Source organism: Serpentinimonas sp. SSL01 (assembly GCF_056323735.1).
The window spans coordinates 2,027,236-2,048,878 of record NZ_CM150487.1; the positions used below are offsets into that span (position 1 = coordinate 2,027,236).

The 21,643-nt window shown below is 69.1% G+C and carries 18 protein-coding genes; 5 read left to right on the forward strand and 13 right to left on the reverse strand.

The window, feature by feature from the left end; all coding sequences use genetic code 11:
- Nucleotides 1-6: 6 nt before the first annotated feature.
- A complete protein-coding gene (dprA, locus tag ACVMK0_RS09545) occupies nucleotides 7-1,227 on the reverse strand; it encodes a DNA-processing protein DprA (protein ID WP_476463647.1) in 1,221 nt (406 codons plus the stop codon).
- A 6-nt stretch (nucleotides 1,228-1,233) separates the two neighbouring features.
- Nucleotides 1,234-2,418, reverse strand: a complete 1,185-nt coding sequence (locus ACVMK0_RS09550) for a LysM peptidoglycan-binding domain-containing protein (RefSeq protein ID WP_476463648.1) — start codon at nucleotides 2,416-2,418, stop codon at nucleotides 1,234-1,236.
- Between the two features lie 286 nt (nucleotides 2,419-2,704).
- Between ACVMK0_RS09550 and def the strand changes: the two genes are divergently transcribed.
- Genes def through ACVMK0_RS09570 form a run of 4 tightly spaced genes read left to right on the forward strand, consistent with a single transcriptional unit; the run spans nucleotide 2,705 to nucleotide 5,367 of the window.
- The gene (gene def / locus ACVMK0_RS09555; RefSeq protein WP_045536669.1) at nucleotides 2,705-3,271 is read left to right on the forward strand and encodes a peptide deformylase; all 567 of its coding nucleotides are present in this window, start codon (nucleotides 2,705-2,707) and stop codon (nucleotides 3,269-3,271) included.
- Between the two features lie 14 nt (nucleotides 3,272-3,285).
- Nucleotides 3,286-4,269: a methionyl-tRNA formyltransferase gene (gene fmt, locus ACVMK0_RS09560; RefSeq protein ID WP_250960916.1), complete on the forward strand. Its 984-nt coding sequence runs from the start codon at nucleotides 3,286-3,288 to the stop codon at nucleotides 4,267-4,269.
- Between the two features lies 1 nt (nucleotide 4,270).
- Nucleotides 4,271-5,035 carry an AzlC family ABC transporter permease gene (locus ACVMK0_RS09565; RefSeq protein WP_250960915.1) on the forward strand — a complete coding sequence of 255 codons (765 nt, stop codon included), beginning with the start codon at nucleotides 4,271-4,273 and terminating at the stop codon, nucleotides 5,033-5,035.
- Entirely contained in the window at nucleotides 5,032-5,367 is a 336-nt protein-coding gene (locus ACVMK0_RS09570) for an AzlD domain-containing protein (protein WP_045536673.1), read from the forward strand. The genes ACVMK0_RS09565 and ACVMK0_RS09570 overlap by 4 nt, the downstream gene beginning before the upstream one ends.
- Nucleotides 5,368-5,380: 13 nt before the next feature.
- On the opposite strand, the gene ACVMK0_RS09575 is transcribed toward ACVMK0_RS09570, so the two are convergent.
- The 3 genes from ACVMK0_RS09575 to ACVMK0_RS09585 all read right to left on the reverse strand — a co-directional run bounded on the left by ACVMK0_RS09575 (nucleotide 5,381) and on the right by ACVMK0_RS09585 (nucleotide 9,960).
- On the reverse strand, nucleotides 5,381-7,285 hold the full coding sequence (locus tag ACVMK0_RS09575; RefSeq protein WP_476463649.1) for an ATP-binding protein: 1,905 nt from the start codon (nucleotides 7,283-7,285) through the stop codon (nucleotides 5,381-5,383).
- Nucleotides 7,282-7,821, reverse strand: a complete 540-nt coding sequence (locus tag ACVMK0_RS09580; protein ID WP_476463650.1) for a putative pterin-binding protein — start codon at nucleotides 7,819-7,821, stop codon at nucleotides 7,282-7,284. Before ACVMK0_RS09580 ends, ACVMK0_RS09575 begins: the two co-directional genes overlap by 4 nt.
- A gap of 69 nt (nucleotides 7,822-7,890) precedes the next feature.
- Nucleotides 7,891-9,960, reverse strand: coding sequence for an ATP-dependent helicase (locus ACVMK0_RS09585; protein WP_476463651.1), 2,070 nt, complete (start codon nucleotides 9,958-9,960; stop codon nucleotides 7,891-7,893).
- Between the two features lie 364 nt (nucleotides 9,961-10,324).
- Between ACVMK0_RS09585 and ACVMK0_RS09590 the strand changes: the two genes are divergently transcribed.
- Entirely contained in the window at nucleotides 10,325-11,338 is a 1,014-nt protein-coding gene (locus ACVMK0_RS09590; protein ID WP_045536675.1) for an AEC family transporter, read from the forward strand.
- On the opposite strand, the gene priA is transcribed toward ACVMK0_RS09590, so the two are convergent.
- The 8 genes from priA to ACVMK0_RS09630 form a co-directional block, all read right to left on the reverse strand.
- A complete protein-coding gene (gene priA, locus ACVMK0_RS09595; protein WP_476463652.1) occupies nucleotides 11,328-13,511 on the reverse strand; it encodes a replication restart helicase PriA in 2,184 nt (727 codons plus the stop codon). The two genes, ACVMK0_RS09590 and priA, sit on opposite strands and share 11 nt — an antisense overlap.
- 434 nt (nucleotides 13,512-13,945) lie before the next feature.
- Nucleotides 13,946-15,064: a uroporphyrinogen decarboxylase gene (hemE, locus tag ACVMK0_RS09600; protein WP_476463653.1), complete on the reverse strand. Its 1,119-nt coding sequence runs from the start codon at nucleotides 15,062-15,064 to the stop codon at nucleotides 13,946-13,948.
- A gap of 38 nt (nucleotides 15,065-15,102) precedes the next feature.
- Entirely contained in the window at nucleotides 15,103-15,273 is a 171-nt protein-coding gene (locus ACVMK0_RS09605; protein WP_197539301.1) for a hypothetical protein, read from the reverse strand.
- A 122-nt stretch (nucleotides 15,274-15,395) separates the two neighbouring features.
- Nucleotides 15,396-15,830: a CoA-binding protein gene (locus ACVMK0_RS09610; protein WP_250960909.1), complete on the reverse strand. Its 435-nt coding sequence runs from the start codon at nucleotides 15,828-15,830 to the stop codon at nucleotides 15,396-15,398.
- An 18-nt stretch (nucleotides 15,831-15,848) separates the two neighbouring features.
- Nucleotides 15,849-16,229 carry a rhodanese-like domain-containing protein gene (locus tag ACVMK0_RS09615; protein ID WP_476463654.1) on the reverse strand — a complete coding sequence of 127 codons (381 nt, stop codon included), beginning with the start codon at nucleotides 16,227-16,229 and terminating at the stop codon, nucleotides 15,849-15,851.
- 45 nt (nucleotides 16,230-16,274) lie between these two features.
- Nucleotides 16,275-18,497: a protein-disulfide reductase DsbD family protein gene (locus ACVMK0_RS09620; RefSeq protein WP_476463655.1), complete on the reverse strand. Its 2,223-nt coding sequence runs from the start codon at nucleotides 18,495-18,497 to the stop codon at nucleotides 16,275-16,277.
- A gap of 146 nt (nucleotides 18,498-18,643) precedes the next feature.
- Nucleotides 18,644-19,327, reverse strand: coding sequence for a response regulator (locus tag ACVMK0_RS09625; RefSeq protein ID WP_250960906.1), 684 nt, complete (start codon nucleotides 19,325-19,327; stop codon nucleotides 18,644-18,646).
- A gap of 28 nt (nucleotides 19,328-19,355) precedes the next feature.
- Complete coding sequence (locus ACVMK0_RS09630) at nucleotides 19,356-21,635, reverse strand: sensor histidine kinase (RefSeq protein ID WP_476463656.1); 2,280 nt, start codon at nucleotides 21,633-21,635, stop codon at nucleotides 19,356-19,358.
- Nucleotides 21,636-21,643 lie beyond the last annotated feature (8 nt).

Genomic DNA, 21,643 nt, shown 5'->3' on the forward strand with positions numbered 1-21,643 from the left:
GGCACCTCAAGCCAGCGCTTGGCGCTGAAACAGGCCGCCGGGCAGGCGCCTGACCACCCCGCACAGCTCGAGTTCGAGCAACTGCGCTTGCAGCTCGGCCGTGGGCAAGCCGCAGCGCGCCTGCAGGGCGTCGAGCCCGACTGGGTCGTAGCCCAGCGCTTGCAAGAGCGCGTTTTCGGCCTCGACCGGCTGCCCCGCAGTTCCCGGCGCCGCTTTGCCCGCCCTAGCTGCGCCGGCTGGCGCTGTGGGCTTTGCTGGCTCGCGCGCGCCCAAGGCCAATACGCCCTGCGTGGGTTGGGTCGGGATGCGCTGCGGCCGCAGTTCGTCGAGCACGTCTTGCACCGTCTCGACCAGTTTGGCCCCTTGGCGGAGCAGGGCGTGGCAGCCACGCGATTGCGGCGCGTGGATTGAGCCCGGAATGGCAAACACCTCGCGGCCGTACTGCGCCGCCAGTTCGGCGGTGATGAGCGAGCCCGACTCCAACGCCGCCTCCACCACCAGCGTGCCCAGGCTCAGGCCGGCAATCAGGCGGTTGCGCTGCGGAAAATTGGGTGCCAGCGGCGGCGTGCCCAGCGGGTACTCGCTCAACAGCGCGCCGTGGTCGGCGATGCGCTGCGCCAGTTCGCGGTGCTGCCGCGGATAGACCCGGTCCAGCCCGGTGCCCACCACCGCCACCGTGGGCGCACCGGCTTCGAGCGCGCCCAAGTGCGCCGCGCCGTCCACGCCCAGCGCCAGCCCGGAGGCGATGCAAAACCCCTGCGCCCCCAACTGCTTGGCAAAGGCATGGGCGTTGCTGGCCCCCTGCGGCGTGGGGTTGCGGCTGCCGACCACGGCCAGGGTGCAGGGCTGCGCCAGCGCGCTCAATTGGCCTTGTACGTACAGCAGCACCGGGGGGTCGGGGGTCTGCAGCAGCGCCGCCGGGTAGTGCGGGTGCCCCAAGCCGAGGCAGTAGCGGTTGGGCGCGCCGGCCAGCCAGGCCAAGGTTTGCTCGAGCATGCGGCTGCCGTGCACCGGTGGGCTGCGCAAGGCAGCGGCCAGCCGTTCGCCCACCAGCACCTGCAGCGCCTGCGCCTCGGCCGCAAACACCGCTTGGGGTGAGCCCAAGGCCGCCAGCAGCTTGCGCGCGGTGGCCGCGCCCACCCCGGCGGTGGTGGTCAGGCGCAGCCAGGCGGCCAGTTCGGCAGCCGTGTCTGCGGTGGCTGGATCGGCTGCGGGCTGGGCAGTCATGGGTTTTTAGGGTGTAGCGAAGTGGTCGCCGTTGCGCACCGCATCGCTCACCTGCAACACCAGCGCGTAGGAGACGCGGTCGAAGGTGCGAAACACCATCATCAGGCCGTTGCGCTCGACCGGCAGCTGCAGCGTGGCGCGTGCGCTGTCGGTGCGGTCGACCACGGGCGCGGCGTTGCGCTGCAGGGCCAGCACGTGGCCCACCTCAAGCCCATCGCGGCTACCGCGGTTGAGCACCACCACTTGGTGTTGGCCGGCCAAGCGCTGCGCGTGGGCGTGGGTGCGCACAATGCGCCCAGCCAGCTGCATCTGTGGTGCACGGGGCACGTAGCTGGTGGGGGTGGTCTGCGCTGGTGTGGGTACCAGCCGGTCGCCGATGCGGATTTCGGTCAGGGCGGCGGTGATGTCGAGCGCGGCCGGCTCCACCCGTTGTTCGGTCTGGCCATCGGCACGCGTGTGCATGCGCACGGTTTCGCTGCCCAGCAGCTGCGCCGTACCGATGAGTTGCGCTTCGTAACCCAGTTTTTCACCGTTATCGGGATCGATCAGGGGCTCGGCGTTGCGGTAGATGCGTTGCACCGGGTTGGGCTCGGTGAGCAACAACGGCGCGCCCTCGAGCGCGTCGAGCGCACCAAACTGTCCCCGGGCGTAGGCCCGATCGCCCTGGCTGAGCAGGGTACGGCCCTCTAGGGCGGCTACGATGCGCGGAGCGCGGGCGTGGGTGTCCGCACTCAAGAGCAGCGAGTCGTTGAGGAACGGAGCGATCACCTGCGCGGGAATGGCGGGCAGGGCGGCCTCGCCCAAAGCCTCGGCACGAATCCGAGGCGACAAACGCACCGTAGGCGGCGCTGCGCCGGCGTCGATGGCCAAGAAGGCGCGGTCGCCCACGCGCGTGAGCACCAGCACCTGACCGGGAAAAATCAGGTGTGGGTTGCGAATTTGCTCGAGGTTCATGCCCCACAGTTCGGGCCAGCGCCAGGGCTGGCGCAAAAACAGGGCCGAGATGTCCCACAACGTGTCGCCGCGGCGCACGGTGTGGCGCTCGGGCGCATTGGGCGCCAACGCCGACAGCGGCACCCCGGCTTGGGCCACTTGCTGCGCGGTGTCGCGCTGGGCCGGGCTGATGGGCAGGTTGGGAAAAGTTTGCGCGCCTGCCCACGCACTGGCCAGCAGCAAGGCAAGCGCGGGCACGGTCCGGCTGCAGTTGACGGTGCGATGTAAAGCGGCAGGTGCAGGTGTGGCTTGCATGTCTGGAGCCCCGTTGGCTACCCATGGTCCGCCAGCGCCGAATGCTGCGACCGTTGGGTGGTGATAATGGCAGGAAACGACTAGGACCGATTGTGCTTTAAGCACGCTGGTTCAGCCTTAGCCCATGAAGCAATCATAATAGCCGCATGTCGCGTGCAGCGACCGCCAAAAGTGGCGAAAATAACGATATTTTGTGGCCCCTGTTAGCGGCCCCGCGCCCCATTCCACGATGAACCCAGCCGAACTTTTACCCATCCTCAAGTACCCCGACCCACGGCTGCTGCGCGTGGCGCAGCCGGTGGCGGCGGTGGACGAGCGCGTGCGCACCCTGCTCGAGCGCATGTTTGCCACCATGTACGAGGCCAACGGCATCGGGCTGGCCGCCACCCAAGTGGATGTGCACGAGCGCGTCATTGTCATCGACGTGAGCGAGGCGCGCGACCAGCCGCTGGTGCTGATCAACCCCGAGCTGCTATGGGCCAGCCCCGAAACCCGCAAGGGCGACGAAGGCTGCCTGTCGGTGCCGGGCGTGTACGACGGCGTCGAGCGCGCGCTGGCGGTGCGCGTACGCGCGCTCGACGCCCACGGGCACAGCCGCGAGCTCGAGGCTGAGGGGCTGCTGGCGGTGTGCATCCAGCACGAGATGGACCATTTGCAGGGCAAGGTGTTTGTCGAATACCTGTCGCTGCTCAAGCGCACCCGCATCAAGGCCAAGCTGCTCAAAGCCGGGCGCGACGGCGAAGGCGAAGCCGAGCGCCCCAGCGCACGCACGGGCCGCCGTGCGGTGCCGCTCTGAATCCTAGGAGCCGCATGCGTGTGTTGTTTGCCGGTACGCCGGAATTTGCCGCGCTGGCCTTGCGCGCCGTGCTGGCCGCCGGGTATGAGGTGCCGCTGGTGCTCACGCAACCCGACCGCCCGGCCGGGCGTGGCCTCAAACCCCAGGCCTCGGCCGTCAAGCAGGTGGCGCTGGCACACGGCTTGGCGCTGGCGCAGCCGCGCAGCTTGCGGCTGGACGGCAAATACCCCGATGACGCCGCGCAGGCGCGCAGCGCCATGCAACAAGCCGCGGCCGACGTGGCGGTGGTGGCCGCCTATGGGCTGCTGCTGCCGCCCTGGGTGCTGGCGCTGCCGCGTCTGGGCTGCCTGAACATCCACGCTTCGCTGCTGCCGCGCTGGCGCGGCGCCGCCCCGATCCAGCGCGCGCTCGAAGCCGGCGACCTTGAGAGCGGCATCACCATCATGCAGATGGACGCCGGGCTCGACACCGGCCCCATGCTGCTGCGCCAGGCGCTGCCGATCACCGCCCACGACACCGCGGCCAGCCTGCACGACCGGCTGGCGCAGCTGGGCGCGCAGCTGGTGCTGCAAGCCTTGCAGCAGGCCGAGGCCGGCCGCTTGCAGCCGCAGCCGCAGCCCGAAGTGGGCGTGAGCTACGCGCACAAAATCGACAAGGCCGAAGCCCTGATCGACTGGCGGCACGAGGCAGCGCAGATCGCGCGCCGGGTGCGCGCCTTCGATCCGGCGCCCGGGGCCAGCACCCTGCTCGGGGGCGCCACGCTCAAGGTCTGGGGCGCGCACGCGCTGCCAACGGCCCCGACCGGCCCCCAAGCGGCCGCACCCGGCACCGTGCTGGCCGCCGACGCCAGCGGCGTGCAGGTGCAGACCGGCGCCGGCGTGCTGGTGCTGACCGAACTGCAACGCGCCGGCGGCAAGCGCTTGGCGGCGGCCCCTTTTCTGGCCGGGCACGCGCTGGCGGTGGGCACCGTGCTGGGCGGCGCTGGCGGCGCTGGCTGAAATGTTCTGGCGCACCGACATCCGCCGCTGGCCCGAGTTCGCTGAGGGCGTGCGCGAGCAGACCACCGTCACCGCCGGGGTCGCGGCCTGGGGGCTGATGACCGGGGTGGCAATGGTGGCGGCGGGCCTGAGCCAGCTCGAGGCGGTGCTGATGACGCTGCTGGTGTTTGCCGGCAGCGCCCAGTTGGCGGTGCTGCCGCTGCTGACGGCGGGCGCGCCGCTGTGGGTGGTGCTGGCGGCGGCGTTTTGCGTCAATTTGCGCTTCGTGGTGTTTTCGGCCCATTTGCGGCCCTACATGATGCACCAGCCGCTGCGCCAGCGCCTGGTCACCGGCTACCTGACGGGCGACATGAGCTATGTGTTTTTTGTGCGCCGCTACCACGCCGTCGGCGCCACGCTCGAAGCCAAACAGCGCCAGATGGCCTACTTGGCCGGCCACTGCTGCGTCAATTACTTCAGCTGGATGGGCGCCAGTTTGCTCGGGGTGGCGCTGGCGCACACCATACCGGTGGCTTGGGGGCTGGGCTTTGCCGGCATTCTTGCTTTGATCGGGGTCGGCTGCTCGCTCGCCACATCGACGCTGCGAGTGGTGGCGGCCGGGGTCGCGGGGGCGGCGGCGGTGGCCGCTTTTGCCTTGCCGCTCAAGCTGCACATCGTGGTGGCCATCGCCGCCGCAGTGGCTTTTTGCTTGTTGATCGAGGCCCACGGCCCGCGCGCGCTGCGCCCGCAGCCGCCTATCCCACCCAACCCACCGAGCGCACCATGAGCGATTTCGACTGGCCCACCCTGCTGGCCATCGCCGCCTTGACGGTGGTGACGGTGATCACGCGCAGCTTTTTCTTTATCAGCGAGCGCGACTGGAAGCTGCCGCACTGGGCCGAACGCGGCCTGCTCTACGCCCCGATCGCCGCCTTGGCGGCCGTGGTGGCGCCCGAAGTGCTGCTGCTGGAAGGCCAGTTGATCGACACCTGGCAGGATGCGCGCCTGTTTGCCACCGCCGCCGGGGTGGCTTGGTTTTTTTGGCGTGGCGGCGTGCTGGGCACCATCGTCTGCGGCATGGCGGTGTTCTTGCCGCTGCGCTTGGGGCTGGGCTGGTGAAGGCGGCCGCGGTTTAGGCCGCGCTCGTCTGCATCCGGCTGGCGCTCAGGCGGTTCAGGGCCTGCTCCAGCGCCAAGCGCTGCAGCGGTTTGCTCAAAAAAGCGTCCATGCCCGCCGCCCGCGCCTGCTCGCCGGCCTCGTTCATGACGTCGGCGGTAACAGCGATGATCGGCACGCGGCCGCGCGCGCCGGGCAACTGGCGAATGGCGCGGGCGCAAGCCAGACCGTCCATCTCGGGCATGTGGATGTCCATCAGCACCCAATCAAAATCGTGGCGCGCCGCCAGATCGAGCGCCTGCAGACCGTTTTCGGCAAAGGTCGGCTGCAAGCCCATGCGCTCGAGCAACAGGGCCAGAAACTTGCGATTCACCGGGTGGTCTTCGGCCACCAGCACGCGCCGGCCCCTGCCCTCTGGGGGTGGCGTCTCGGACACAAAGGCAGTCGGTTGCTGCATCCGTGCGGGCAGGGCCGTCGTTTGGGGCTCAGGCGCCTGTGGGAGCGCAGCGTCGGCACACAGGGGTGCCACCCAAGTGAAGCTGAACACCGAGCCCTGCCCCGGCGCGCTGCGCAGCGCGATGTCGCCCCCGAGCAACTGCGCCAGCGTGCGCGAAATCTCCAGCCCCAGCCCATTGCCGCCTTGGGTCCGGGTGCTGCTGCGGTCGGCCTGGGCGAAGCGCTGAAAAATCTGTTCATGCAGCGCTGGGTCGATGCCGATCCCGGTATCGCGCACCGTCAGCGTCCAATGCGCCAAGCCCCTGTGCTGCCGGCAGTCCAGCGCCACGGCCACGCTGCCGCTGGGTGTGAACTTGATGGCGTTGCCCAGCAGGTTGAGCACCACTTGGCGCACGCGCTTGGGGTCGGTCAGCACGCAGGGCGGCAGATCGGGGCCTATGCTCAGCGGCAGGTGCAGATTTTTGCCTTCGCCAAGCGCGCGCAGCGAGCCGTGGCACTGCCGCACCAGAGCGGCCACATCGACCGGTTCCGGCTGCAGCCTGATCTGCCCGGTATCGAGCGCCGACAGGTCCAGCAGATCGTTCAAAATCGACAACAGATGCGCCGACGACTGCTGCGCCGTGCGCAACTGCTCGCGCTGCGCCGGCGGCAGCGGGCTGTCGAGCAACAAATCGAGCATGCCCAGCACCCCATTGAGCGGCGTGCGCAATTCGTGGCTCATGTTGGCCACAAACTGACTTTTGGCGCGGTTGGCCTGCTCGGCGGCGGTCTTGGCCTGCTGCAGCGCGTCATTGAGCGCTTCGAGCTGCGCGCGCTCGCGCTGCTGGCGCCGGTGCCACCCCCACAAGGCGGCGGCGGCCAGCAGCAGCAGCAGCACCTGAAAGGCCATGAGCAGGTTGATCCAGCGCTGCTGCGTGCGCACCTGCTCGAGCTTGTCGTGCATCAGGTGCGTCATCAGGCTGTTGGCCGCCAGGCTCAGCGCCTGCACCTCGGGCCCCAGCACCTCCATTTCTTGCAGCACCTGCTGCAAGGCTGGCTGGTGGCGCTCGGGGTCGGCCAGCAAGGGGTCGGCGCGCTCGAGCAAGGCTTTGATTTTGGGTGCGATGGCGTCGAACTCGGGGCGCTGGCGCAACACCGCGATCGTGGCGCCATCGCGCAGCAGGCCTACGCGGCTGGCAAAAATCTCGTGGCGCACCTGCAGCTGCGCCCAGTCGGTCTGGTCGGGTTGCACGAGGCTCAGATGGAGCTGGTGGCGCAGCCGCAAAAACTCGCGCTCGAGCTGAAACGTGAGGGCGGTGATGGAGTCGGCCTGCAGGCGCGCCGTGTCTGCCACCGCTTGCGTCTGGCGCACAAAAGCCACCATCATGACGCTCAAGCCCAGCGCCATGACGAAGGTGGTGAGCGCCAGCCAAAAACCGAAACGGCGGCCGCCGGTGGATGGGACTGTGCCGACTGCAAGGCTCATTCGATCACTTCGATCGATCGCAATTGCCAGATCGAGCGCTCATAAAAACGCGCATTTTGCAAGCGGGGGTCGGAGTCGAAGGGGTAGATCACGAACAAGGGGCCGCGCGTGCGCACCGGCATCGGCTGCTCGTTCATGCGCGTGGCGATGATGACATCGAAGTCGCGCGCGTCTTGTATGGGGATGGTGATGCGGTAGTCGTTGAGCGCGGTGGCGTGCAGCCGCTGGCCGCGCGCCTGCACCAGCGCCAGCACGTCGCGCAGCAGCGGGCCGCTGAAGCGCACCACGCCCTGCTCCCACGGCGTGCGGGTGGCAAAACGGTGCTGTGGCAAGGCTTCGAGCATGGCCATATCGAACACCGCCGCCGAGCCCTGATTGGTCGCGCCGATCTGGCCGGTGACGGTGAGCACCACGCGCTCGCGCGGCCGCTCGAGGGCCTGCGCCGGCAGGGCAGCGGCAGCCAGCAAGCCCAAGCCAAAGCCCGCTAGACCGAGGCCCGCACAAACTCGAAAGCAATAGGTGATAAAAACTTTCATGGCGTGTGCGCGAAATGGGGTTCGTTTATTCTAGTGAATCTTATTTGCGCTGGCCATCGGTTGTTTCCACTAGGGCGAAACCGGCGGGGCTGTACCGGCTCCGGGTGGCGTTTGGACGCGCTGGGCAAATTCGGCGCGCAGCGCGCGCAGCTTGGCGCGCGGGTCTTCGCGCACCGGGGCGCTGTCGAGCTGCATGTCGGCAATGAAACGGCTGGGCTGCGCCGGCACCGTCTCGCGCCCTTTTTTGCGCCGCTTGAGCCAGCTCACCACCAGCGTGTGCTGGGCCCGTGTGATGCCCACGTACATCAGCCGCCGCTCCTCTTGCAGGCGCTGCGCCAGCGCGGCGGCGTCTTCGTCGTCGGGGCGCATGGGCAGCAGGCCCTCGTTGACGCCCACCAGCTGCACATGCGGCCACTCCAGCCCCTTGGCGGCGTGCAGGGTTGAGAGCGTGACCACGTCCTGCTCTTGCTGGCGGTCTTGCAAGGTGGTGATCAGGGCCACCGTCTGCGCCACATCGAGCATGGTCTGCGGTGCGCGCCCCGGCGCCGCCGCGTCGCCCGCGGCTGGGTCGGCGCAGCGCTGCGCCATCCAGTCGCAAAAATCGAGCACGTTGCTCCAGCGGGCGCTGCCTTGCTGGGCGCTGTCGGCGTGGTCGAGCAGGTGCTGCTGGTAGCCGATGCCTTGCAGCCAGTCGGCCAAAAAGGCCGCCGCCGCTTCCTGGCCGCGGCAGTGGCGGGCGCGGTACTGCAAGTCATTCAGGCTGCGCCCAAACTCGTGCAGGGTGGCGAGGGCGCGCGCTGGCACGGCTGCGCTCAGGGAATGCGCAAACAGGGCCTCGTAGAGGCTGAGTTTGTACTGGCTGGCAAAGGCACCCAGCTGCTGCAGCGTCTGGTGCCCGATGCCGCGCTTAGGGGCGGTGGCGGCGCGCAGGAAGGCCGGGTCGTCGTCCGGGTTGGCCAGCAGGCGCAGCCAAGCGCACAGGTCTTTGATCTCGGCGCGCTCAAAAAACCCGGTGCCGCCCGAGACCTGGTACGGAATCTGCGCCTTGCGCAGCGCGGTTTCGAGCGGGCGCGACTGGTGGTTGGCGCGGTAGAGCACGGCAAAATCTTTGTAGGCCTTGTGCGCGCTGCCCGAGGCCGGGCCGCGCAGGCTCTGGATGCGCGCCACCACGCGCTCGGCCTCGTGCTCCTCGTGGTCGCAGGCTTGCAGGCGCACCGGCTCGCCCTCGCCCAGATCGCTCCACAGCTGCTTGGGGTAGAGTTTGGGGTTGGGGGCGATGACGTGGTTGGCGGCGCGCAAAATGGCGCCGGTGGAGCGGTAGTTCTGCTCCAGCTTGATCACCTGCAGAGCGGGAAAATCCTGCGGCAGGCGCTTGAGGTTGTCCAGCGTGGCGCCGCGCCAGCCGTAGATCGACTGGTCATCGTCGCCCACGGCGGTGAACTGGGCGCGCGCGCCCACCAGCAGCTTGAGCAGCTCGTACTGGGTGGCGTTGGTGTCTTGGTATTCGTCGATCAGCACGTGACCGAGCTGCGCCTGCCAGCGCGCGCGCACCTCGGGGTGGCGCTGCAGCAGCGCCAGCGGCAGGCCGATCAGGTCGTCGAAATCCACGCTCTGGTAGGCCGCCAGCCGCTCTTGGTACTTGGCCATGACAAGGGCGATCTGGCGCTGCGCCTCGTCGCCGGCCTGCGCCAGCGCCTGCGCGGCGTCGAGGCCGGCGTTTTTCCAGCCGCTGATGGTCCACTGCCAATGGCGCGCCGTGACCGAATCGGTGCTGGCGCCGCAGTCTTTGAGCAGCGAGGCCACGTCGTCGCTGTCGAGGATCGAGAACTGCGGTTTGAGGCCCAGCGCCGCGCCGTCCAGTCGCAACAGGCGCACGCCGAGGGCGTGAAAGGTGCAGATCAGCACCTGCTGCGCGGCGCGGCCCGCCAGCGCGCGGGCGCGCTCGCGCATTTCGGCCGCCGCCTTGTTGGTGAAGGTGATGGCGGCGATGCGCTCGGGCGCCATGCCCTGCTGCAGCAGGCGCGCGATCTTGTGCGTGATCACGCGCGTCTTGCCCGAGCCGGCTCCGGCCAGCACCAAGCACGGCCCGCCTTGGTGCGCGACGGCCTGGAGCTGGGCGGGGTTGAGGCCGGAGGACATGGGGGCTGGGGGCTGGGGGGCTGGGGGGCTGGGGGGCTGGGTTGTGCTGCGCGGTTTTGGCCAAGGGGCGATCATATGCGCCCGGCGCTGCCTGCCGCCTGCCTTTGCCTTAAGCCTAAGCCCCTCATGGCACTCGGTTGATCCCAATGCGCGTGGAATCAGGGTGCGTGGCGCACAAGTTCGGGCCGTTCTCTGTGTCCGCACATGGTGAGCTTTCGTGGGGGGAGGGGCTGTGGCACTGGGGGCAGTCGGCCTCATACCGTCCGCTGCGCGGCCAAAAATCGGCCAACCGCCCCCAGCGCCACAGCCCGCGCAGCTTGCCCACCGCTGCCCCCAGGGCCGCTTGCAGCGACAATAGCGCGCCGTGTTTGACATCCTGCTCGTCACCTTTCCCTTTTTCGCGCTCGTGCTGGCCGGTTACGCGGCCACGCGCCGGGGCTGGCTGGCCCTGAGCGCGATTCCAGGGCTCAACGCCTTCGTGCTCTACTTTGCCCTGCCGGCGATGCTGTTTCGCTTCGGCTCCACGACGCCGATCGGGCAGCTGCTGGACGCGGCGGTGTTGGTTGTCTATCTGCTGGTGGCGCTGCTGCTGGTGGGGCTGGTGGTGGCGCTCTCTAGGCGGCGCGGCTTGGGCTGGAACGATGCCGCCTTTGGCGCGCTGGTGGTGGCCTTCCCCAACACCGGCTTTATGGGCGTGCCCTTGCTGGCGGCGCTGCTGGGACCGCACAGCGTGGGCACGGTGATGGGGCTGATCGTGGTCGATATGGTGATCACCAGCTCGCTGTGCATTGCGCTCTCGCGCCTGGGCGGTCAGGCCGGCGGGGCGCTGGCGGCGGCCGGGCAGGCGCTGCGCGGCGTGCTGGCCAACCCGATGCCGTGGGCGATCGTGCTCGGCGCGCTGGCCTCGGCCTACAGCCTGCAGCTGCCGGGGCCGCTGCAGCAGACGGTGTGGCTGCTGGCCGACGCGGCGGCACCGGTGGCACTGTTCACCCTGGGCGCCGTGCTGGCGCGCGCGCAACTGCAAGCCTCTGCGCCGGCGCAGGGTGAGCAAGCTCAGCCCCTGCAAACACCAAAGCCTCAGCCCGCGCTGCTCGAACCGCTGCAGTTGGCGCTGTTCAAGCTGCTGCTGCACCCGCTGCTGGTGTGGCTGGCGGGCACCGGGGCGATGGCGCTCGGGCTGGGGCTCGATCCCTTTGCCCTGACGGTGATGGTGCTGGTGGCCGCGCTGCCCAGCGCCAGCAACGTGGTGCTGCTGGCCGAGCGCTTCGGCGCCGACAGCGGGCGCATCGCGCGCATCATTTTGTACTCGACCGCGCTGTCGTTTCTGAGCTTTGCGGCGGCGGTGGCGTGGCTGGGGCCGGTTGCGGCTACAGGCTGACCGGGTCCACATCGATGGCCCAGCGCAGCAGACCGCGCCCGGGCGGCTGGCGGCGCAACGCGTGCAGCAGCGGCTGCCAAGCTGCCAAAAAGGCCTGCAGCGCCGGGCGCGAGGGGCTCTCGACCAGCATCTGCGCGCGCTCAACGCCCGCCACGCGCTGCACCGTGAGCGGCAGCGGCGGGTACAGCGTGCTCTGCGCCAAACCGGGCAGGCTGGCGCTGCGGGCAGCGTCAGCAGCGGCTTGCAGCCACCCCTGTGCCGTGGCCTGGCTGCGGGCTTCGGCGCGCAGCAGCGCCTGAAAGCTGAACGGTGGCATCTGCGCGCTGGCGCGCTCGCGCAGCTGCTGCGCCGCAAAGGCCGGGTAGTCGTGGCGCGCCAGCGCGGCAAACAGCGGGTGCTGCGGGTACCAGGTCTGCACCCAGAGCTCGACCTCGGCCTGCTGCGCGGCCACAAAGGCGGCGTCGCGCCCGGCGCGGCCCGCGGCTTGCAGCAGCAGCGCAAACAGGCGCTCGGGGGCGCGGTAGTCACTTGAAAACAAGCCGCTGTCCACGTTCAGGCCCGCCACCAGCGTGATGCGGCGAAAGTCGTGCCCTTTGGCCACCATCTGGGTGCCCACCAGCACATCGACCTCGCCCTCGTGCATCGCCGCCAAGCGGCTGTGCAGGCTGCCTTTGGCGCGCGTGCTGTCGGCGTCCAGCCGCGCCACCCGCACCGGGCTGCCGTCGGGGCGGCGCGCCTCGGCCAGCAGCGCGCCCAAGTGTTCCTCGACCTGCTCGGTGCCGCGCCCGACCGGCGCGATGTCGAGGTTGCCGCATGCCGGGCAGGCGCGCGGCACTGGGGTGGCGTGGCCGCAGTGGTGGCAGCGCAGGCTGCGGTCGAGCTTGTGAAACACGGCGTGCGCGCTGCAGTGCGGGCAGTCGCTTTTCCAGCCGCAGGCGTGGCAGGCCAGCACCGGGGCGTAGCCGCGCCGATTCAGCAGCACCAGGCTTTGCTCGCCGCGGGCGGCGCGCGCGGCCAGTTGCGCCAGCAGCGGCGGGGCGATCAGGCACTGCTTGGGCTGCTGGTTCAGGTCCAGCAGGCGCAAGCGCGGCAGCGCCGCCCCGGCGATGCGCCCGGGCATCTGCAGCCGCTGGTAGCGCCCCTGCTCGGCCGCGTGCCAGCTCTCGAGCGCGGGCGTGGCCGAACCCAAAATGACTTGGCAGCGCGCCGTGCCCGATTCCAGCCGGGCGCGGTACACCGCCAGATCGCGCGCCGAATAGCGTGCGCCGTCTTGGCTTTTGTAGCTCGGGTCGTGTTCTTCATCGACCACGATCAGGCGCAGGCGCGGCAGGCTGGCAAAGATCGCCATGCGCGTGCCCAGCACGATGCGCGCCTGGCCACGGTGCGCCGCCAACCAGTGGCGCAAGCGCTGCGCCGGGCTCAGGCCGCTGTGCAGCGCCACCACCCCGTGCGCGCCAAAGCGCTCGCAAAAGCGCGCCTCCAGTTGCGGCGTCAGGTTGATCTCGGGCACCAACACCAGCGCCTGCGCCTGCGGGTCTTGCTGCAGCAGCGCCTGCGCTGCACGCAAATAGACCTCGGTCTTGCCGCTGCCGGTAGCCCCAAACAGCAGCACCGGCTGCGTGCTCTGCGCCAGCGCATCGAGCACGGCGGCTTGCTCGGGGCTGGGGGCTGGCACCGCCGCTGCCGGGTCTAGCCCCGGCTCTTGGGTGCCGGCACGCTCTTGCGCATCGGCACCGGCACCGGCACCGGCAACCACGCCTGCGCCCAAGGCTGCGGCATCGAGTTTCTTTAGGCGGCGCAGCAAGGCCGCGCCGTCGAGCTCGCGCAGTTGCGGCGGCAGCGCCGCCAGCGCCACCTCGCCCAAGCCGCGCTGGTAGTAGCGCGCCGCAAACGCGATCAAGGCGCGCCAGTTGGCCTGCAACGGTGGCAGAGCGGCAAAAGATTCGCGCACCGGCTTCAAGCTGTCGGCGCTCAGGCCATCCGGCGGCTGCTCGTGCACCTGCCAGACGATGCCCAAGACCTCGCGCACCCCCAGCGGCACCCGCACCAGCGCCCCCGGCTGCAACGGCTCGCTGCTCCAGTAGCTCAGGCTGTCGCCCAACCCGCTGTGGGCCGGGGTGGCCAACACCACCTCGACCCAGCAGGCTGCAGTTGGCGCTAACTGTTCAGTCATGGTGTTGAAAATGGGCCCAAGTGGCTGATTCGTCTGGGGTTGCGGCAGTTGCTCAACGCATCTGTGGATAACTTTGTGGATAGCCCTTGGATCGGGCCGCCAAGACCTTGCAAATCAAAGCCTTGTCTGCGCTGCCCAGAAAACGGGCAGCCGCTCAAGAACCAATCATATCAACAACTTGCATCGCGCCCCCAGAGACACAGGGAGGGTATTGGGGTTTGTGCTCAGGTCTGGGTGCCGATGCGGTATTTGTGCATAAGGCACGCAATCGGGCGGACTCATGGCCCTTTTTGTGCTAGCCGAACCGCCTCCTGCGTCACCGTTTTTGCCTCCACCGCTTGGGCCGCAGCCCAAGATGAAGGGCGCCCAATGTCCGCCCTTGCGCGGCTTGCACCCAAACAGCGCCACCGTTGTGCGAAATGAACCAACCGGCCTCAAGCGCGCTGGCGCATCTGGCGCGAATGCCCGTGCACCGCCTCGACCAGCGCCTGCACGCTCTCGGGCGGGGTGTGCTGGCTGATGCCGTGCCCAAGGTTGAAGATGTGCGTGGGCCCGGGCTGGTTGGGGTCGGTGTGCGGGGCACCAAACTGCTCCAGCACCCGCACCGCCTCGGCCGCCACCTGCTCGGGCGCGGCAAACAGCACGTTCGGGTCCAGGTTGCCTTGCAGCGCCTTGCCCGGCGCCCCGGCTTGCCCGCCCACTGCCGCGCGCGCCGCCCCCAGGTTCACGGTCCAGTCCAGCCCCAGCACCTCGCAGTCCAGCGCCGCCATCTGCTCGAGCCACAGGCCGCCGCCTTTGGTAAAGACGATGCGCGGGATGCGCTGCCCGGCGTGCTCGCGCGGCAGTTGCGCCAGCACGCGCGCGGTGTAGGCCAGGCTGAAGCGCTGAAAGGCGCCATCGGCCAGCACCCCGCCCCAGCTGTCGAAAATCATCACCGCCTGGGCCCCGGCCTCGATCTGCGCGCGCAAATAGGCTGCGACCGCGTCGGCGTTGAGGTCCAGCACGCGCTCGAGCAAATCGGGGCGGCGGTAGAGCATGGTCTTGACGAGGCGGTAGTCGTCGCTGCCGCCGCCTTCGACCATGTAGCAGGCCAGCGTCCAAGGGCTGCCGCTAAAGCCGATCAGCGGCACCCGGCCCGCCAGCGCACGCCGGATCGAGGTCACGGCGTCAAACACATAGCGCAGCCGCTCGAGGTCGGGCAGCGCCAGCGCCGCCACGTCGGCCTCGGTGCGCAGCGGGCGCTCAAACTTGGGCCCCTCGCCCTGGGTGAAGCTCAGGCCCAGCCCCATGGCGTCGGGCACGGTGAGGATGTCGCTGAACAAGATCGCCGCATCCAGCGCATAGCGCTCGAGCGGCTGCAGCGTGACCTCGGTGGCGTAGTCTGGGTTGGTGGCCAAGCCCATGAAGCTGCCGGCGCGCGCGCGCGAGGCGCGGTACTCTGGCAGGTAGCGCCCGGCTTGGCGCATGAGCCAGATCGGGGTGTGCTCTGTGGCTTGGCGCAGGCAAGCGCGCAAAAAGGTATCGTTTTGCAAAGGGGCGTAGGGCGTGTTCATGGCGACGATTGTCGCGCAATGACAAGGGTCGGCATCGATTAAAGATACTCATCTTTCCAGCGCGCAGCGTCGGCCACAAGCTGCGTCAGCCGCTGCGCCTGCAGGCTCACGAGGGTGGCGATGCCTTGGACAAAGGCGCGCTCGTCCTCGCCCTCGTAGTCGGCGGCCTGGGCTTGGGCCACCGCTGCCGCCACGGCCAGTTTGGTCAAGCGCTGGCCTTCGCGACGCAACTGAAACCATGCTGCCCAAGCCAGCTCGCGATCAAGGTATATCTGATTTTCCGAAATTTTGCCGGCGCGCTGGCTAGTCGGCTGGCCGCAGCGGTGCCCGCCTAGCCCGGCGCGAGCAAGCGCTGATGCTCGATTTTCAGGCAGCGATCGCTCACCACCTGCATCCCAGCGGCGGCGGCGCGGGCCTCCGATTCGGCGTGCGTCACGCCGATCTGCAGCCACAGCGCTGCCGCCCCGAGCGCGATCGCCGCCTCGACCAGTGGCGGCACCTCGGCGCTTTGGCGAAACACGTCGACGATGTCTAGGCGCAGCCCCTCGGCCGCCAAGGCGGCGGCGGCTTGCTCGAGGCTGGCGTGGCAGGGCTGGCCCAAAATCAGCTGCCCGGCGGCCATCGGGTTCACCGGCAGCACGCGGTAGCCCTGCAGTAGCAGGTATTGCGCCACCCGGTGGCTGGGCCGCTCGGCTTGTGGCGACAGGCCCACCACGGCAATGGTGTGGCTGCGGCGCAGCAGGGCGATCAGTTCGGTGTCGTTCATGCCCGCTCCCTTAATCGCTCAGCCGCCGCTGCCCGGGCGCACCATCGGCCAGCCGCGCCGCGCCCAGCCGCTCATGCCGCCATCGACGAAGCGCACGTGCGTCAGGCCGGCGGCGTGCAGCTGCTCGGCCACGCGCGCCGAGCGGTTTTGCGTGTTGCAGATCAAGAGCAGCGGCTTGGCGGGGTCGCGCGGCAGTTCGTTGAGGCGCGCGGGCAGCTGCGACATCGGCAGCAGCACCATGCCCGGGGCCACGCCGTGGGCGTGCTCGGAGGGTTCGCGGATGTCGACCAGCACCGCACCGCCCGATTCGAGCAGCGCCCGGCCTTCGTCGAGGCTCACTTGCAGGGAGGGGTTGGCGGGGGAGCAGGCGCTAAAGAGCATGATGGTCAGGGCAGCCAATGCCGCTTTGAGTAGGGGGATAAGGGGCGCATGGGGTGCATCCGGTCACAGTTGCGCCAAGGCGTCTCGCAATTCTTGCACAGTCAAAATCTCCGACAGCAGCAAGGGCTGGCGCCCCGGGGCGTGCAGCACATAGACCGGGATGCTGTTGCGCCCGAGCCGGGCCAGCGATTGCGTCACGGCGGGGTCGAGCCGCGTCCAGTCGGCGCGCAACAGCACCACATTGCGCGCCGCCACGTCACGCAAAAACGACTCGTCGGCGAGCGCATTGTGCTTGTTGTAGAGGCAGCTCACGCACCAAGCGGCGGTGTAATCGACGAACACTGTGCGCCCTTGGGCCAGCAACTCGGCCTCGCGCTGCGGGCTCCAGGCCTGCCAGTACACGCCTTCGACGGCAGTCGGGGTGCTGCGCACAGCTTGGGCGGCGCTGGCCACGCCAGCGGTGGCGCCGGGCTGTGACTGCAACTGCGGGCCCAGCAGCCACAGGCCGCCCAGCAGGCCCAGCAACGCCAGTGGGGCCATCCAGCGCCGCATCAGCCCACCGCGGCCCAGCGCCCACAGCATCCAAGCCAGCAGCAGCAGCAGCATGAGCAGGCCGGCGGCGGCGTTGATGCCGCCCTGATGGCCCAGCACCCACAGCAGCCAGACCACGGTCGCCAGCATCGGGAAGGCCAGCCACTGGCGCAGGGTCTCCATCCACGGCCCGGGGCGCGGCAGGGCGCGCACCAGCGCCGGCACCCAAGTGGCAGCCAAGTAGGGCAGCGCCATCCCTAAACCCAACGCCGCAAACACCGCCAGCGCCTGCGCCGGGGCCAGCGTCACGGCCAGCCCGAGCGCGGCCCCCATGAAGGGTGCTGTGCAGGGCGAGGCCACCGCCGTAGCCAGCACGCCGGTGAGGAAGGAGTCGGCGTTGGGGTTGCGCACCCGCAAGCTGGCGAGCGCGCTGGGCAGCATGGGGCCAAACTGGAACAGGCCGGCGAGGTTGAGCCCGATCAGGGTGAAGAGCGCCGCCAGCGCCGCCACCACGGCTGGGTTTTGCAGCTGAAAGCCCCAGCCCAGCTGCTCGCCGGCGGCGCGCAGCCCCAGCAACAGCGCCCCCAGCGCCAAGAACGACAACACCACGCCGGCGGTGTAGGCCAGCCCGCCCAGGCGCAGGCGGCGCCGGTCATCGGCGTGCTGCGAAAACGACAACACCTTGAGCGCCAGCACCGGGAACACGCAGGGCATGAGGTTGAGGATCATGCCGCCGATCAAGGCCCCGAGCAACGCCGCCCACAGCGTCAGGCCGGGGGCTGCTGGGGCTGTGGCGCGCGCAGCTTCGGCGGCCAGCGCGGCAGCCAACGCGTCCGAGACGCCGGCCGGCGCCGCCACGGCCGGCCAGCCGCCGGGCACCGCCAGCTCCAGCCGCACCCCAGCCGCACCCGGCGGCGCGTCGGCCAGCGCCAGCACCACCGGCAGGGCTGCGGGCGAAGCGGAGCGAAAGGGGTTGAGCGGGATGCTGGCGTGCCAGACCGCGCCCTCCCAACGCTGCTGCCAAGCGGCACCAGGCTGGATCAGGGCCCCGATTTCGGGGAAAAACTCGAGCGCGCGCCCCTGCCACGCGGCGGGCAGCCCGTGCACCGTGGCTTGCAGCGCTTGTTCGGTTACGGCCAACTGGCTGGACCCGGCGGGCAGCGCCACCGGCCCCGCGGCCCAAGCGGCCTCGAAGGCGGCCGCATGCGCCACCGTGGCCATTTGCGCCGGAATGCGGACCTGAAAGCGCGCCTCTTGCGGGATGCATTCTTCGCGGCAGATCAGCCACGTGGCCAGCACCTCGAGCGCCAACGAGTCGGCCGCAAAGCCGGGGCGCACCTCGAGCGGGATCGGCAGCAACACCGTGTCTTTGTAGCCGTAGTTGGCCAGCTCACCGATGGGGAACTTGCGCGGCGTAGGCCAAGCGATGGCGCCGGGCACCACGTGGGCGGGCAGCGTCCACTCAAATTCGGTGGGCAGGCCGGAGTCGCCCGGGTTTTTCCAGTAGCTGTGCCAGCCCGGCGCGTGCTCGATCTGCAAACCCAGCCACAGCGGCTGCCCCGCCGCCACCCCCTGCGGCGCGTGCACCAGCAGCGCGGTGCGCGACTCGGGCGTGACCACCGGCGCCGAAACCAGCGCGCCGGACAAGTTCGCGCCGGCGGTCGCGCCAGCCCACAGCGGCGCCGCAGGCGCTTGCGCCCATGCACCCCACCCAAGGCAGAGCCCGAGCAGCAAAACAGTTAAAGACTTGAACATGCAGACTAATGTAAACGCTGGCCGCATGGGAGCGCAGCCTTGGGGGCATAGTTCCCGTACCCCCAGGAGCTTGAGCCATAGACTGCTCGGTTCGCCCCGTTGCACCGCGCAGCTCGGCAGCGCTTACGCCCACGGTGCAGCGGGCGCTACTCGCCCACGCGCTTGGATTTGTTCAAATCCACCCCGAGCTGCTTGAGCTTGCGGTACAGGTGGGTGCGCTCGAGCCCGGTTTTTTCGGCCACCCGGGTCATGGAGCCGTTTTCTTGGCTCAGGTGAAATTCGAAGTAGGCTTTCTCGAAGGCGTCGCGGGCCTCGCGCAAGGGCGCATCGAAATCAAAGCGCTGCGTGCCCGATTCGTCATCGGCCGTGCGCGCTCCCACGAGGCGCGGTGCGGCCTCGAGCAAGGGCTCGCTGGCGGTGGGCAACGCGGGGTCTGGCCGAGTGGTCGTCGCGGCCGGGCGCGCCACCACCCGGGTCAGGCCCTTTTGCACCGTCTGCAGCAGTTTTTGCAGGGTGATGGGCTTTTCCAAAAAGGCCATGGCCCCGATGCGGGTGGCCTCGACCGCGGTTTCGATGGTCGCGTGCCCGCTCATCATGATCACCGGCATGGTCAGCAGCCCGCCAGCGGCCCATTCCTTGAGCAGGCTGACGCCGTCGGTGTCGGGCATCCAGATGTCGAGCAACACCAGATCGGGGCGGGCAGCCAACCGCAACTCGCGCGCCCGCGCGGCGTTTTCGGCCAGCTCGACCGCGTGCCCCTCGTCGTTCAAAATTTCGAACAACAGCTCGCGTATGCCGAGTTCGTCATCAACCACCAAGATGTTTGCCATGCTGCCCGCTTGCCTTCCCGTGCAATGCTCAATTTTGTTGCAGAGTTGCAACCCGCAATGATAGCGAGACTTGCGCCCCGCCCTGCCCCTCATCGTCTTGCCAGTGCCCGATGTCGATGCGGCCACCGTGTTCGTCGATGATTTTTTTTACCACCGCCAGCCCCAGCCCGGTACCTTTGGCCTTGCTGGTGACGTAGGGCTCGAAGGCGCGCTTGAGGATGGCCTCGGCAAAGCCCGGCCCGTGATCCAGCACCTGCAGCCGCACCCAGCGCCCACCGTCGGAGGCACGGGTGCGCAACAGCACGGCGGGGGCGCCGGGCGGGGTGGCGTCCTGCGCGTTTTGCACCAGATTGTGTACCACCTGGCGCACTTGCTGGGCGTCGGCCAACACCGGCGGCAGGCCGGCTTGCAAATCGAGCCGCACCGGCACGTCGGCGGCTTCGTAGAGGGCCACGATGTCGCGCAACTGGGCATTCAGGTCCAGCGGCTCCAGCTGCGCGGCGGGCAGACGGGCGTAGTCGCGGAATTCGTTCACCAGCCGCTTCATGGCGTCGACCTGATCGACGATGGTCTTGACCGATTTGTCCAGCAGCACCAACTCGGCGCCCTCGAGCTTGGGCTGCAGCTTCATGGCCAGCCGCTCGGCGGCGAGCTGGATCGGCGTCAAGGGGTTTTTGATCTCGTGCGCCAGCCGCCGCGCCACCTCGGCCCAAGCCTGGGCACGCTGGGCCGAGATGATTTCGGACACGTCATCGAACACCAGCAGTTGCTCGCCGCTGGGCAGCAAGGCGCCGCGGGCGATCAGCGTAAGCGCCTGGCGCTGGCCCTCTTGCGCGGCGTTGGCCTCGTTTCCGGGTTGCAGATCGACCGGTTGCTGCCAGTGCTGGCCTTCGTGCTGCACCGAGTCGGCCAGAAAACGGTCGAACTGCTGCTGCACAAAATCGGCAAAACCGCGCAAGCCGGGCACGGCGTGCAGGCCCTGCCCCAAGTGCGCGTTCAGCGGCACGCGCAAGATGCGCATGGCACCCGGGTTGGCGCTCAGCAGGCGCTGCTGCGCGTCGAGCACCACCACGCCCGCGCTCAGGTTGTCGAGCAGGGTTTGCAGGTTGGCGCGCGCGGCATCCACTTGCCCGATGCTGCGCTGCACCGCTTGGCGCGCCTCCAGCAGCTCTTGCGTCATGTGGGCAAAGCTGCGCGTCAGGCCCGCCAGTTCGTCTTTGGTGGGCAGGGCTTGTTTGGGCGTGAGGTCGCCGCGCGCCACATCGCGCATGCCTTCGGCCAGCACCAGCAGCGGTCGCATGAGCTGCTGGCCCAGCAGCAAGGCCAGCAGCACGGCCCCAAAGGTGGCCAAAAAGAGCGCCAGCGTGAGGGTGCCGATGTACATGCTGCGCAAGCCCTCGCGCGCCAGCGCCCGCTCCTGGTATTCGCGGTTGGCCAGTTGCACCGACAAGGCGTCGGCCACCAAGGCCGCGGGCAAGATGGACACCACTTGCAAAAAACGCGGCTCTAGGCCGATGCCAAAGCCGTGCGGCTCGACCAGCACCAGCACGCGGATGCGCGGCAGCTGCGCGGCCGGCAACTGCAGCACCTGCTGCGGCTCTTCCAGCGTTTCGAGCTCTTCCAGACCTTCGATGCGGGTGATCGAGCGCTGGGCGCGCACCAGCCGCAACAGCTCGGGCGCGGGCGCTGCAGGCAACAATTCGAAGCGCGATTCACCCGCCGAGCCGATGGCGCGCCCGGTGGCGCTCCACAGCACCATGTCGTGGGCCTGCATCTGGACGCGCAGGCCCTCGAGGCTGAGTGCGGCCGCCACGTCGCTTTGCTCGCCCAGCCTCAGGGCGGCACCACGCGCTTTGGAGGCCAGATCGGCGGCCAAGGTCTCGATCGTGGTGCGCCCCAAGTTGAGGCCGGCGCTGAGCGCGGCTTCAACGCGCACGTCGAACCAGGTCTCGATCGAGCGCGACACGAACTGGTACGAGACCACGTAGATCAGCAAACCGGGCAGGAAACCGACCAAGGCAAAAATGGCCGCCAGCTTGACCTGCAAGCGACTGCCAAAGCGCTTGCGCCGCCAGCGGCTGGCCAGTTTGTAGGCCAGCCACAGCAGCAGCACGCCCAGCAGGCCCGCCACCCCCACGTTGAGCCAGACCAGATAGACGTAGCCGTCGGCCTCGAAGGCGCGGTGGTCGGTGGCCACGGTGAGCATGAAAAACAACACCATCACCACGCCGCCAACCAAAATGAGCAGCAACGCCGCCAACCAGCGCCGGGCGGCGGCGCCCAGAGGTCGGATGGAGGTGGCGTTCATGCGCTGGA

Coding starts and splice junctions, on each gene's coding strand:
- fmt (WP_250960916.1), top strand. CDS start 3,286: ATGCGTGTGTTGTTTGCCGGTACGCCGGAATTTGCCGCGCTGGCCTTG.
- ACVMK0_RS09570 (WP_045536673.1), top strand. CDS start 5,032: ATGAGCGATTTCGACTGGCCCACCCTGCTGGCCATCGCCGCCTTGACG.
- ACVMK0_RS09610 (WP_250960909.1), bottom strand. CDS start 15,830: ATGAACGACACCGAACTGATCGCCCTGCTGCGCCGCAGCCACACCATT.
- dprA (WP_476463647.1), bottom strand. CDS start 1,227: ATGACTGCCCAGCCCGCAGCCGATCCAGCCACCGCAGACACGGCTGCC.
- ACVMK0_RS09625 (WP_250960906.1), bottom strand. CDS start 19,327: ATGGCAAACATCTTGGTGGTTGATGACGAACTCGGCATACGCGAGCTG.
- priA (WP_476463652.1), bottom strand. CDS start 13,511: ATGACTGAACAGTTAGCGCCAACTGCAGCCTGCTGGGTCGAGGTGGTG.
- ACVMK0_RS09580 (WP_476463650.1), bottom strand. CDS start 7,821: ATGAAAGTTTTTATCACCTATTGCTTTCGAGTTTGTGCGGGCCTCGGT.
- ACVMK0_RS09630 (WP_476463656.1), bottom strand. CDS start 21,635: ATGAACGCCACCTCCATCCGACCTCTGGGCGCCGCCGCCCGGCGCTGG.
- def (WP_045536669.1), top strand. CDS start 2,705: ATGAACCCAGCCGAACTTTTACCCATCCTCAAGTACCCCGACCCACGG.
- ACVMK0_RS09565 (WP_250960915.1), top strand. CDS start 4,271: ATGTTCTGGCGCACCGACATCCGCCGCTGGCCCGAGTTCGCTGAGGGC.
- ACVMK0_RS09585 (WP_476463651.1), bottom strand. CDS start 9,960: ATGTCCTCCGGCCTCAACCCCGCCCAGCTCCAGGCCGTCGCGCACCAA.
- ACVMK0_RS09575 (WP_476463649.1), bottom strand. CDS start 7,285: ATGAGCCTTGCAGTCGGCACAGTCCCATCCACCGGCGGCCGCCGTTTC.
- hemE (WP_476463653.1), bottom strand. CDS start 15,064: ATGAACACGCCCTACGCCCCTTTGCAAAACGATACCTTTTTGCGCGCT.
- ACVMK0_RS09620 (WP_476463655.1), bottom strand. CDS start 18,497: ATGTTCAAGTCTTTAACTGTTTTGCTGCTCGGGCTCTGCCTTGGGTGG.